10 protein-coding genes and 2 tRNA genes are annotated in these 12,629 nt (G+C 32.4%); all 12 read left to right on the forward strand.

Annotation, left to right across the window (positions count from 1 at the left end):
- Positions 1-31: 31 nt before the first annotated feature.
- The 12 genes from DFQ07_RS12645 to DFQ07_RS12700 all read left to right on the forward strand — a co-directional run bounded on the left by DFQ07_RS12645 (position 32) and on the right by DFQ07_RS12700 (position 12,624).
- Positions 32-262, forward strand: coding sequence for a hypothetical protein (locus DFQ07_RS12645; RefSeq protein WP_133537414.1), 231 nt, complete (start codon positions 32-34; stop codon positions 260-262).
- Positions 263-418: 156 nt separating this feature from the next.
- A tRNA-Pro gene (locus DFQ07_RS12650) sits at positions 419-493 on the forward strand.
- A gap of 160 nt (positions 494-653) precedes the next feature.
- A tRNA-Thr gene (locus DFQ07_RS12655) sits at positions 654-727 on the forward strand.
- A gap of 50 nt (positions 728-777) precedes the next feature.
- Positions 778-1,428, forward strand: coding sequence for a uridine kinase (gene udk, locus DFQ07_RS12660; RefSeq protein ID WP_133537416.1), 651 nt, complete (start codon positions 778-780; stop codon positions 1,426-1,428).
- A 1-nt stretch (position 1,429) separates the two neighbouring features.
- A complete protein-coding gene (locus tag DFQ07_RS12665; RefSeq protein WP_133537418.1) occupies positions 1,430-1,747 on the forward strand; it encodes an FtsB family cell division protein in 318 nt (105 codons plus the stop codon).
- Positions 1,747-3,093, forward strand: coding sequence for a methylmalonyl-CoA mutase subunit beta (locus tag DFQ07_RS12670; RefSeq protein ID WP_133537420.1), 1,347 nt, complete (start codon positions 1,747-1,749; stop codon positions 3,091-3,093). The genes DFQ07_RS12665 and DFQ07_RS12670 overlap by 1 nt, the downstream gene beginning before the upstream one ends.
- On the forward strand, positions 3,086-5,149 hold the full coding sequence (scpA, locus tag DFQ07_RS12675; protein ID WP_133537422.1) for a methylmalonyl-CoA mutase: 2,064 nt from the start codon (positions 3,086-3,088) through the stop codon (positions 5,147-5,149). Before DFQ07_RS12670 ends, scpA begins: the two co-directional genes overlap by 8 nt.
- Before the next feature lie 5 nt (positions 5,150-5,154).
- Positions 5,155-6,033, forward strand: coding sequence for an archaetidylserine decarboxylase (gene asd, locus DFQ07_RS12680; RefSeq protein ID WP_208107700.1), 879 nt, complete (start codon positions 5,155-5,157; stop codon positions 6,031-6,033).
- Between the two features lie 106 nt (positions 6,034-6,139).
- On the forward strand, positions 6,140-9,286 hold the full coding sequence (ccsA, locus tag DFQ07_RS12685; RefSeq protein WP_133537426.1) for a cytochrome c biogenesis protein CcsA: 3,147 nt from the start codon (positions 6,140-6,142) through the stop codon (positions 9,284-9,286).
- A 62-nt stretch (positions 9,287-9,348) separates the two neighbouring features.
- Positions 9,349-9,864 carry a DUF2892 domain-containing protein gene (locus DFQ07_RS12690; protein ID WP_133537550.1) on the forward strand — a complete coding sequence of 172 codons (516 nt, stop codon included), beginning with the start codon at positions 9,349-9,351 and terminating at the stop codon, positions 9,862-9,864.
- Between the two features lie 59 nt (positions 9,865-9,923).
- Entirely contained in the window at positions 9,924-11,828 is a 1,905-nt protein-coding gene (locus DFQ07_RS12695) for a polysaccharide biosynthesis protein (RefSeq protein WP_133537428.1), read from the forward strand.
- A 28-nt stretch (positions 11,829-11,856) separates the two neighbouring features.
- The gene (locus tag DFQ07_RS12700; RefSeq protein WP_133537430.1) at positions 11,857-12,624 is read left to right on the forward strand and encodes a polysaccharide biosynthesis/export family protein; all 768 of its coding nucleotides are present in this window, start codon (positions 11,857-11,859) and stop codon (positions 12,622-12,624) included.
- Positions 12,625-12,629 lie beyond the last annotated feature (5 nt).

The raw sequence follows: 12,629 nt of genomic DNA on the forward strand, positions 1-12,629 counted from the left end.
ATAATTTTAATTTAAAATTGGTAAATAGTATATGAATTCAGAATTAATAAATAAAGCAGAAGAATTTGAAAACAGAAAATTCAAATTTGTTACTACTAGCGATAGAATACTAGCCTCTAGAGAAGCAAAAGCTTTAATTTTAGAGATTAATGAGGTCTATAAAGAAACCAAAGACAGTGCTTTAATGGATGTTATGAAACGGTTAACCGCTGTAAAACAGCGTATCGAAAAACGTTTAAAAGGAAAACCTTTAACAGCCTAAGCAATAAACCTTATGTTTATTTCGTTATTAAACAATATGAATAATGGATAGTGGTTTCATTAACTTTACTATCGCTCTCATTATAATATTTATTCTTGATAAAGTTCTAAGTAATTTGCTTAGAACTTTTTCTTTTTTAAATATATTTGCATTCATCGGGATGTAGCTTAGTCCGGTTAAAGTGCTGGTCTGGGGGACCAGAGATCGGTGGTTCGAATCCACTCATCCCGACTTCTTTATTTTTGTAAAAAAAACTTAGTTCTTTTTTTACAAAAAACAAACTAAAAATCAACCACTTAAAAAACAAACTAAAAAAGTTCTTCAAAAAAATAAAAAAAGTTTTTGGCAGTATTAAAAAACATTATATATTTGCCACGCTTTTAAGGAAAACGCCGATGTAGCTCAGCTGGCTAGAGCAGCTGATTTGTAATCAGCAGGTCGTGGGTTCGAGTCCCTCCATCGGCTCTTAAGTCAAAAGCGCTAACAAAAGTTAGCGCTTTTTTTATGCGCTTATTTTGCTAAATTTGTCACACATTATTTTACAAAACTTGATGAAAAATATATTTGTTATTGGTATTGCTGGAGGTACAGGAAGCGGAAAAACCACAGTAGTAAACCAGATAATTAACGAACTTCCTGCAGACGAAGTATGCGTTATATCTCAAGACTCTTACTACAAACAAACAGATAATCTCACCTACGAAGAACGTACAAAAATAAACTTTGACCACCCAAGAGCAATTGATTTTGATTTAATGGTTCATCATCTAACCGATTTAAAAAACGGAAACATTATTGAACAACCTGTGTATTCGTTTGTAGCTCATAATAGAACCAAAGACACCATAAAAACACACCCTAGAAAAGTTATTATTATAGAAGGAATTTTGATATTTAATAGTGAAGAACTTCGTAACTTGTGTGATATTAAAGTTTTTGTACACGCCGATGCCGACGAACGATTAATAAGACGTGTACGAAGAGACATTAAAGAGCGAGGTAGAGATGTTAACGAGGTTTTAAGCAGATACCAAACTACTTTAAAGCCCATGCATCAACAATTTATCGAACCTACCAAAAACTATGCTGACATTATTATTCCTAACGATAGATATAATACTGTTGCCATTGATATTGTAAGGACTGTAATTAACGATCGTTTATAAAATGAATTTTAAATCAATAAAAAACAAACCATCCTTTAAAATTGCCACTAACATTTATGTTGTTATACTAACCGTTTTTGTGGTTTGGATGCTTTTTTTTGATGAAAATTCTTACCTTACTCACAGAGAGTTCAATAAAGAAATCAACGAGTTAAAAAGCTGGATAGAATATCATGAAAAGAGAATCAAAAAAGATAAAAAAACTATACAGTTACTCCAAGACTCTCTTCAACTAGAACGTTATGCAAGAGAAAAATACTTAATGAAGAAAGGTGATGAAGATATTTATATTATTGAATTTGATACCATAAAAAAGTAATGAGCGATTATTTATTTAACGAATTCCAAGGTGTTAGTTCAGCTGAATGGAAACAAAAGATACAAGTAGACCTTAAAGGTTCCGATTATAACGAAACGTTATTATGGAAAACCACGGAAAGCATTACCGTAAGACCTTTTTACACCAAGGAAGATAGAACTAACATAAAAGTTAACACTCCAAAAGAAGGTTTTGCTATTTGTCAATCAATTTTTATTGATGATGAAAAAAAAGCCAATACGTTTGCTATTGACTCACTTCAAAGAGGTGCTTCATCAATCCAATTTTTAGCAAAAAAAGAGTTCGATTACAAAGCTTTATTAAAAGGAATTGACACAAAAAATACCACAATCTATTTTTCGTTAGATTTTCTATCTTCAGAATTTGTTAAAAGCGTATCTAGCTTTATAAACTCTGACAAATATTACTTTAATACAGATGTTATAGGTCACTTAGCAAGTTCAGGAAACTGGTATTCAAACCTTAAAAACGACCACACTCAATTAGAAGAAATAGTCAATAACTCTAAAAATGCTATTTCTGTTAATGCTTTAATTTATCAAAATGCTGGGGCAACAATTACACAACAATTAGCGTATGCTTTAGCACATGTAAATGAGTACTTGAATCACTTCGGAAGTTCAATCGCCAACAATATTCACTTTAATTTTTCTGTAGGAAGTAATTACTTTTTTGAAATTGCCAAACTAAGAGCCTTTAGAATTTTATGGAGTTCTTTATTGAAAGAATACAATACTGAAGCAACCGCTCATATTTTTGCAGAACCTAGTAGACGAAACAAAACCATATACGACTATAATGTAAACATGCTTCGTACAACTTCTGAGTGCATGAGTGCTATTTTAGGAGGTGTAAACACGGTAGCTAATAATTCATATGATAAAATATTTCATCAACCGAATGAGTTCGGAGAACGCATTTCAAGAAATCAATTATTAATTTTACAACAAGAAAGCGAACTTGCTGAGGCGCAAAATATTGCAGATGGAGCCTACTATATTGAAACCATCACACAGCAACTTGCGCAAAAAGCGCTAGAAATTTTTAAACAAATAGAACAAGGTGGAGGTTTCTTAAAACAGCTTAAAGAAGGTGTTATTCAACGAAAAATAAAAGAATCTGCTGATAAAGAGCAAGAATTATTCAACTCAGGGAAATTAGTCCTACTAGGCACTAATAAAATTAAGAATGAGAATGATAAGATGAAAAACGATTTAGAAGTTTCTCCTTTCTTAGAAGTACGTAAAGAAAAAACCTTGATTCAGCCAATTATTCAAAAACGATTAGCCGAAAAGTTAGAACAAGAACGTTTACAAGATGAGTAGAAAAGATATATCAAACATACAATTACCTAAAAATCAAGAGCAAGCAAACAACTCTTTCAAGCACGAAGATTTTGTTGCTGGAATTGCTCCCAACTTACGTGGTCCCTACTCTACCATGTATGTTCGTAGACCTTGGACCATTCGTCAGTATGCAGGTTTTTCTACTGCCGAAGAAAGTAATGCTTTTTACCGCAGAAATTTAGCCGCTGGTCAAAAAGGACTATCTGTAGCTTTTGATTTAGCTACACATAGAGGGTACGATTCCGATCATGAACGTGTTCAAGGTGATGTTGGAAAAGCAGGAGTTGCTATTGATTCAATTGAAGACATGAAAGTCTTATTTGATCAAATTCCGCTAGACAAAATGTCGGTTTCTATGACCATGAACGGAGCCGTTTTACCTATTTTAGCTTTCTACATTGTGGCTGCTGAAGAACAAGGTGTTGCTCCCGAACTATTATCAGGAACAATTCAAAATGACATATTAAAAGAGTTTATGGTGCGTAACACCTATATTTACCCACCTACTCCATCAATGAAAATTATTGCAGATATTTTCGAATACACTTCTGAAAATATGCCAAAATTCAATTCTATTTCAATTTCAGGATACCATATGCAAGAAGCTGGTGCTACTGCCGAAATTGAATTAGCTTACACTTTAGCTGACGGATTGGAATACATCAAAAAAGGATTGGAAGCAGGAATGGATATCGACACTTTCGCTCCTCGTTTATCTTTTTTCTGGGCGATTGGAATGAACCATTTTATGGAAATTGCTAAAATGCGTGCAGGAAGAATGCTATGGGCAAAAATGGTAAAACAATTCAATCCAAAAAACTCAAAATCACTAGCCTTAAGAACTCACTGTCAAACCAGTGGATGGAGTTTAACCGAACAAGATCCTTTTAACAATGTTGCTCGTACCACTATCGAAGCTATGGCTGCTGCCTTTGGCGGAACCCAAAGCTTACATACCAATGCCTTAGATGAAGCCATTGCTTTACCTACCGATTTTTCGGCACGTATTGCTCGTAACACACAAATATATTTACAAGAGGAAACGCATATCACCAAAACAGTTGATCCTTGGGCGGGTAGCTACCATGTAGAAAAGCTTACCGAAGAAATCGCCAACAAAGCTTGGGAATTAATTCAGGAAGTTGAAGAATTAGGAGGAATGACCAAAGCTATTGAAAAAGGAATTCCGAAAATGCGCATTGAGGAAGCCGCAGCAAAAAAGCAAGCAAAAATTGATAGCGGTCAAGATGTTATTGTTGGCGTTAATAAGTATCAACTAGCACAAGAAGATCCTCTACATATTTTAGAAGTAGATAACGAAGCTGTTCGTCAATCACAAATCAATCGATTGAATGATTTAAAATCAAAAAGAAATCAAGCTGAAGTTGACAAAGCTTTGAATGATTTAACTGAATCTGCTAAATCAGGTGACGGAAATTTATTAGATTTAGCTGTAAAAGCCGCAAGAAACAGAGCTACTTTAGGTGAAATTTCAGATGCTCTTGAAACTATTTTCGGGCGTCATAAAGCAGTCCATAAAACCATTTCAGGCGTGTATAGTAAAGAAATAAAAGACGACGAATTATTTAAAAAAGCAACCGAATTAGCCGATAAGTTTGCTGAATTAGAAGGGCGCCGACCACGTATTATGATTGCCAAACTTGGACAAGACGGTCATGACCGCGGTGCCAAAGTAGTTGCTACTGGTTATGCCGATTTAGGTTTTGATGTAGATATAGGCCCTTTATTTCAAACACCACAAGAAGCTACCAAGCAAGCTATAGAAAACGACGTACACATTTTAGGTATTTCATCTTTAGCTGCTGGACATAAAACATTGGTTCCTCAGGTAATTGCTGAACTTAAGAAATATGGTCGTGAAGACATTATGGTTATTGTAGGAGGAGTAATTCCTGCACAAGATTATCAATTCTTATTTGACGCTGGTGCCGTAGGTGTTTTTGGCCCTGGAACCAAAATTGCGCAAGCTGCTATAGATATGTTAACTATTTTAATTGATAGTATTGAGGAATAACAATTATGCAAATAAAATTCATCGATAGAAAATCGGGTAAAATCATTACCGAAACACCTCCTGGTGAGGGGTATTTAAAGCTGCTATATAACAATCCGTTTGGAAAAATGGCTTTATTACCCTTAGTAAAACGTAAGTTTTTATCGTCTTGGTACGGTAAACTAATGAATAAACCTGGCTCTATCAATAAGATAAATAATTTTGTTAGAGAGCTTCAAATAGATATGAATGAAGCTGAAAGACCTTCTGAAGATTATATTTCTTTCAATGATTTTTTCTATCGAAAATTAAAACCAAATGCTCGAGAAATCGAAAACGGTTTTGTTTCTCCTGGTGATGGAAAAATGTTAGCTTTTAAAAGTGTAGCTAATATCCATGATTTTTTTATAAAAGGGCGAAAGTTTACTCTTGAAGAATTTTTAGGAAACAAAGAACTAGCCAAAAAATATCAAAACTCTTCCTTAATTATTTTACGACTAGCACCCAATGACTACCATCGATACCATTTTCCTTATGACGGAACACCTTCCGAAGTAACCAAAATTAAAGGAAGTTATTTTTCAGTATCACCATATGCCTTGGCTTCAAACTTCACCAAAGTCTTTTGCGAAAACAAACGCGAGTATTGTGAATTAGCCACTCAAGACAAAGGAGATGTTTTAATTGCTCCTGTAGGAGCTACTATGGTAGGGAGCATTATAGAAACCTATACACCCAACGCTCCTGTTAAAAAAGGTGATGAAATGGGGTATTTTGCTTTTGGTGGATCCACTATTGTTATATTAGTTGACAGCTCCAAAATTACTCTTGATCAAGATATTTTAGACAATACACAAAACAAGATGGAAACTTTTGTTAAAATGGGAGAAAAAATTGGCAAATAACACTTTTAATTTTAACAATTAACTTCTTAAAAATGATTGAATTCATAGGGTGGTTAAAGCTTTAATGCGTAAATTTGCGTCGTTTTACACTTAGCAGATTTAACTGATGAAAAAAATCTTAAATACCCTCTACTCTACTCGTTTAATGGCCGTGTTATTTTTTGTTTTTGCCATTGCCATGGGAGTTGCCACATTTATTGAAAACGATTTCGGAACACAAACTTCTAAAGCACTAATATATAATACTTGGTGGTTTGAACTAATTATGGTGTTCTTTGTTATAAACTTCTTTGGAAACATTTTCAGGTACCAATTATATAAAAAAGAAAAATGGTCTGTACTATTATTCCACGTTGCTTTTTTATTCATTTTAATTGGAGCTGGTATTACTCGATATATTAGTTATGAAGGGTTAATGGTAATTGATGAAGGAGAAACAACCAACCAATTCTATTCTGAACACACTTATTTAAATGTAATTATTGATAATAGTGAGTTTCAAAAAACCACTGCTAATAAATTACTTTTATCTGCTTGGGGCAAAAACTCAGCAACTTTTAAAGAAAATTTTCAACCTGAAAAAGAAGGTGAAAATCATGAAGTTACTTTTAATTTAGTTGATTACATTCCTTGGTCAGAAACAAAACTTGTGTTAGATGAAAACGGAACAGAACACTTGTTTTTAGTAGAAAGCTCAAGTGGAACTAGGCATGAACACTACATTAAAAAAGGAACCATTGAAAACATCCATAACATTTTAGTGGGCTTTGAAGCACCTAATAAAGAAGCTGCATCTATTAACTTCTTTTATGAAGACGGCAGCTTAAAAATGATTTCTAAGAATGATGGAGATTGGTTTAGAATGGCTGATCAAAAGAAAGGCTTGATAGTTAAAGATAGTGCACAACACTTTCAACTCTTAACACTTCACAACGTAAATGGATTACAATTTGTAGTTCCAAAATCTCCAGAAAAAGGAGAAATTAAAACTGTAAGAGGTAAAAAAGATGATAAAAAATACGACACTGTAATTTTTGATGTTACTACCAATGGAGAAACTAAACGCGTTGAATTTTACGGTGGAAAATTTAATGTTGACAATCAACAACAATTCAGTATTGGCGATCTAAACTTTAGAGCTTGGTATGGTTCTAAATTATTACAGGCTCCTTTTAGTATAAAACTAAATGATTTTCAGTTAGAAAAATATCCTGGTTCTGAAAGTGCTGCTGCATATGCTAGTGAAATTACGGTAATAGCTCCTGAAGAAACCTTTGACTATAGAATTTTTATGAATCATATTTTAGATTATAAAGGTTATAAGTTTTTCCAGTCTAGTTATAAAATAGATGGTCAGCACGAACAAACACACCTGTCTGTTAACCACGATTTTTGGGGAACATCAATTACATATCTTGGTTACTTCTTATTATTCTTTGGCTTAATCGCTTCTTTATTTGTAAAAGACACTCGTTTTTACGATTTAAAACAATCGTTAGTGAAAATTCGAAATAAGAAAGCTAAATTATCTGTAATTGCTTTGTTATTTTCATTGGCAAGCTTTGGACAACACAATTCTCATCAACCAAAACAAATTACAGAAGCGCAAATAGATTCTATTTTGAAAGCAAACAAAGTAGATGATAAACACGCTGCTCTATTTAGCTCTTTAGTCATTCAAGATGCTGGTGGACGTATGAAGCCTGCGCATACTTTTGCTTCTGAATTAGTTAGAAAAGTAGCCCATAGTGGCAAGTTTAAAGATATGGACCCTAGCCAAATTCTACTTTCTATTACAGAAAGCCCGATGCTTTGGGTAAATGTTCCTTTTATTTATCTAGAAGAAGGAAATACACAAATACGAGAACTATTAGGACTTCCAAAAGATACTGAATATGCTCGCTTTCTCGATTTCTACAACAAAGATGGTTCTTCAAAAATTAGCAATTTAGTAGTTGAAGCTGAAAAGAAAAAAATTCAAAATAAGTTTGAAAAAGATATTATAAAAATTGAACGTAGAGTTTGGTTATTATCTCAAGCCTTAGGTGGAGGAATGTTACGTATTTATCCTATTCCTAATGACGAAAATAATAAATGGGTTTCGCAACCAGAAACATTGCAAGCGAATTTTAAAGGAACAGACTCAGTATTTGTACGTCAATCATTACCTGTATATTTGCAGTTATTACAAGCCTCGAAGAAGTCTGGAGATTATACTGAAACTAATAAAGTTTTAGATGGAATAAAAAAATTCCAACGAAAATTTGGTTCAGAGGTTATTCCTGCAAAGGATAAAATCGATTTAGAAATAGCATACAATAAATTAAATATCTTCGTTAAACTTTCTAAATCTTACGGATATGTAAGTTTGCTTTTAATTGTATTTGTTTTCTTCCAAATCTTCAACAACAAAACTTGGGTTAATACTATTGTTAAAGGGTTAATTGCCGTAGTAATTGTCTTATTTGTATTTCATATACTAGGTTTAGCTGCTAGATGGTACATAAGCGGAAATGCGCCGTGGAGTAACGCATATGAATCTATCATATTTGTTGGTTTAGCAACCATGCTCTTTGGTTTATTCCTTGGTAAAAAATCATCACTAACCATTGCTGCTACTACATTCTTAGTTTCTATTATTTTAATGTTCGCCCATCAAAATTGGTTAGACCCAGAAATTGCCAACTTGCAACCTGTTTTGAATTCATGGTGGTTATATGTGCACGTATCCATAATTGTTGCGAGTTACGGTCCTTTTTCAATGGGAATGATTTTAGGGGTCTTTACTTTATTCTTAATCATTTTCACCAATAAAAAGAACAAAAAGAAAATGAAGTTACACATAAAAGAGCTTACTGTTATCAATGAAATGGCCTTAACTGTTGGGCTAGTCATGCTTACTATCGGTAACTTTTTAGGTGGAATGTGGGCAAACGAAAGCTGGGGACGCTATTGGGGATGGGATCCTAAAGAAACTTGGGCCTTAATTTCAATCATGATATACGCTTTTGTTCTACATATGCGTTTAATTCCTGGATTAAGAAGTAGATTTACTTTTAACTTATGGTCAATAATTGCTTATGCTTCTATTATGATGACTTATTTTGGAGTAAACTTTTATTTATCAGGCTTACACTCATATGCTAGTGGAGATAAAGTAATTACTCCAACATCTGTATATTATTCAGTTGCTTTTGTAACTATTTTAGGAATTTTAGCTTGGATAAAAAACAAAAAGTATTATAGAAAATAAGTTACAACTTTTTCTGTTAAAAAAATGTATTTTTGCAAACCGATAAGAAGAAAAAAACAACTATGTTCAATAAAAATATAAAATTAGTTTTAGCCGCTTTAGTAACTGCATGGTCTGTATATGAATTTATACAAGGACATATCATGAATGGAATATCAATACTTTTACTTGCTGGACTATTCATTTTATTATATTTCAAAAACGAATTTATTCTTTTAGCCTTTTTACAACTACGTAAACAAAATTTTGAAGGAGCTCAAAAATGGTTGGGCTATATTAAAAATCCTTCGACTGCTTTAATCCGAAAACAAGAGGGGTATTACAATTATTTGCATGGCATTATGTTGTCTCAAACCAACATAACACAAGCAGAAAAGTACCTAAAAAAAGCTGTAAAACTGGGATTGGCTATGGATCATGATTTAGCTATGGCTAAGCTACAACTTGCAGGAATTGCTATGACAAAACGTCGAAAAAGAGAAGCTACTAATTTAATGGCTGAAGCTAAAAAATTAGATAAGCATGGAATGCTTAAAGAGCAAATGCAAATGATGAAACAACAAATGAAGAAGATCTAATTCTTCTTTTTATTGGTTCATTTTTTATTTTGTAACTTTAATCGCTAACAAAAAATTTAATGACTAAAAGTCTAATTTTAAAAGCCTTAAACAAACACACCTCTAAATGGTTAGTTTTAATTATAGATATCATTTTAGTTTGTATATCTTTTGTTTTAGCCTATACTGTACGCTTTAACGCTAGCCTAGATTTTGATTTCTATAGCTTATATTACCAACTCCCTTTTATTGCTTTAGTAGCGCTTATTAGCTTCCTTGCGGTCGGTTCTTACAGAGGTATTATACGACATACAGGAACTAGAGATGCTTTTAATGTATTTGTTGGCACCACATTGCTTTCAACAATAACTGCTAGCATTGTATTAATTAATAATTTTTTTAGAGTTTTTCCAGCTTTCACTATTCCTAAATCTATAATAATTATCCATTATTTGATTTCTGTACTTATTTTAGTTATTAGTCGATTTGTCTTTAAAGCATTTTACGAAATTATTTCCACTGAATTAAGTTCAATCACTAACGTTCTAATATATGGTGCCGGTGATTCTGGTTTGATAACCTATGGCGCATTAAATAGAGATACAAAAAACAAATATGAAATAGTTGGTTTTATTGATGATGATGTCAAAAAAATCGGAAAAAAACTAGATCGAATAAAAATATATGATGGAAAAAGAATTGATAAAGAATTCATCAATAGCAAAAAGGTTAATGAAATTATCATTTCTATCCAAAACATAAAGTCAGAAAAACTTTTATACTTAACAGATCATTTATTTACACTAGGAGTTCAAGTAAAAATTGTACCACCATTATCAAAATGGATTGATGGAGATTTAGAAGCCAACCAAATAAAACAGGTTAAAATTGAAGATTTATTAGATAGAAAACCTATCTCTATAGACAATCCAATCGTTAAAAGAGACGTTAATAATAAAATTATTTTAGTAACAGGTGCTGCTGGTTCTATTGGATCAGAAATTTCACGTCAATTAAGTTTTTACAATCATAAACACTTAGTGTTAATAGATCAGGCTGAATCTCCTTTATACGATCTTCAACAAGAGTTAATACAACAAGACCGAAAGAACTTCACCTCTATTGTTGCTGATGTTAGAGATCAGGTAAGGATGAATGAGATTTTTGAAGAGTTTAAACCACAAAAAGTTTTTCATGCAGCTGCATACAAGCATGTTCCTTTGATGGAAATGAGTCCTTATGAAGCTGTGAAAATTAATATTGGAGGCACAAAAAATATTGCTGATTTATCAAAAAAACACAATGTTGAACGTTTTGTTATGGTATCTACAGATAAAGCTGTTAATCCGACCAATGTTATGGGAGCCACAAAACGAGTGGCAGAAATGTATATTAGTTACTTAAGTAATTTGAAAAATCATACCACAAAATTTACCACTACACGTTTTGGTAATGTTTTAGGTTCAAACGGCTCTGTGATTCCTTTATTCAAACGTCAAATAGAAAATGGGGGACCTTTAACGGTTACTCATAAAGAAATTACCCGATATTTTATGACTATCCCCGAAGCTTGCCGATTGGTTTTAGAAGCAGGAACTATGGGGAACGGGGGTGAAATTTATATTTTTGACATGGGTAAATCTGTTAAAATTTATGATGTTGCCAAAAGAATGATTCATCTATCAGGGTTACAATTCCCCGAAGATATTGACATAAAAATTACTGGTTTACGTCCTGGTGAAAAATTATATGAAGAACTTTTGGCTAATGGAGAAAATACTACTCCCACCTATCATGAAAAAATCATGATTGCTAAAAATCAGCCTATAGATTATACATATATTAATCGTAAAATAGAAGAGTTGTGTTTGTCCAACCAAAATCATAATAACAAAAAAACTGTACAACTTATCAAAGAAATTGTTCCTGAATATATTTCAAACAATTCTATCTATGAAAAATTAGATATTTCTTCTAAAAATTAAATTAGTACTTTCGCAAAAAAAATAATCAATGCAAAGAGTTACAAAAATTGTTTTAGCTATTATTATTCTAACCATAACTTCATGTGCATCAAAAAAAGATATCGTATATTTTCAAAATGATGAAGTTAACCAATCAAAAACTAATACCGCTTATAAAACTATATTTAAGGCAGACGATTTACTTCAGATAACAATTTCTGCTTTAGATCTAGAAGCAGTTAAACCTTTCAACCTTCCTGCTGTTACCTTTTCTGCTACTACAGACAGAGCAGTTGGAACACCACAACAGCAATCTTATTTAATAGACAGTAATGGTTTTATTGATTTTCCTGTTTTAGGACAAATAAAATTAGCTGGATTATCTAGAACAGAGGCGATTGACTTACTCAAAAGCAAATTATCTCCTGATTATATTAAAAATCCAACTATTAATATCAAAATCACCAATTTTTCAGTTACTGTGTTAGGTGATGTAAAAAATCCAGGAAGATTTACCATTCCTAATGAGCGCATTTCTGTCTTAGAAGCTATTGGTTTAGCAGGTGATTTAAATATGTCAGGAATTAGAATTATTGAAGTTAAAAGAGAAGAGAATAATCAAATTAAGAGTTATAAATTGGATTTACGTTCTAATAAAATTTTTAATTCTCCTGCTTATTATTTGCAACAAAACGATGTCGTATATGTTGAACCAAATAAAGCAACTTCACAGGATGCTGCTTACAATAAAAACACAGGACTCTTTATTTCTTTAGGATCCGTGATTATTTCATTAATTTCAATTCTTACTAGATAATATTG

The sequence above is a fragment of the Tenacibaculum caenipelagi genome (assembly GCF_004363005.1).
GTDB lineage: Bacteria > Bacteroidota > Bacteroidia > Flavobacteriales > Flavobacteriaceae > Polaribacter > Polaribacter caenipelagi.

Excerpts from the sequence above, each read along its gene's own strand:
- DFQ07_RS12645 (WP_133537414.1), top strand. The coding sequence starts at position 32 with ATGAATTCAGAATTAATAAATAAAGCAGAAGAATTTGAAAACAGAAAA.
- DFQ07_RS12670 (WP_133537420.1), top strand. The coding sequence starts at position 1,747 with ATGAGCGATTATTTATTTAACGAATTCCAAGGTGTTAGTTCAGCTGAA.
- ccsA (WP_133537426.1), top strand. The coding sequence starts at position 6,140 with ATGAAAAAAATCTTAAATACCCTCTACTCTACTCGTTTAATGGCCGTG.
- DFQ07_RS12665 (WP_133537418.1), top strand. The coding sequence starts at position 1,430 with ATGAATTTTAAATCAATAAAAAACAAACCATCCTTTAAAATTGCCACT.
- DFQ07_RS12700 (WP_133537430.1), top strand. The coding sequence starts at position 11,857 with ATGCAAAGAGTTACAAAAATTGTTTTAGCTATTATTATTCTAACCATA.
- scpA (WP_133537422.1), top strand. The coding sequence starts at position 3,086 with ATGAGTAGAAAAGATATATCAAACATACAATTACCTAAAAATCAAGAG.
- DFQ07_RS12690 (WP_133537550.1), top strand. The coding sequence starts at position 9,349 with ATGTTCAATAAAAATATAAAATTAGTTTTAGCCGCTTTAGTAACTGCA.
- asd (WP_208107700.1), top strand. The coding sequence starts at position 5,155 with ATGCAAATAAAATTCATCGATAGAAAATCGGGTAAAATCATTACCGAA.
- DFQ07_RS12695 (WP_133537428.1), top strand. The coding sequence starts at position 9,924 with ATGACTAAAAGTCTAATTTTAAAAGCCTTAAACAAACACACCTCTAAA.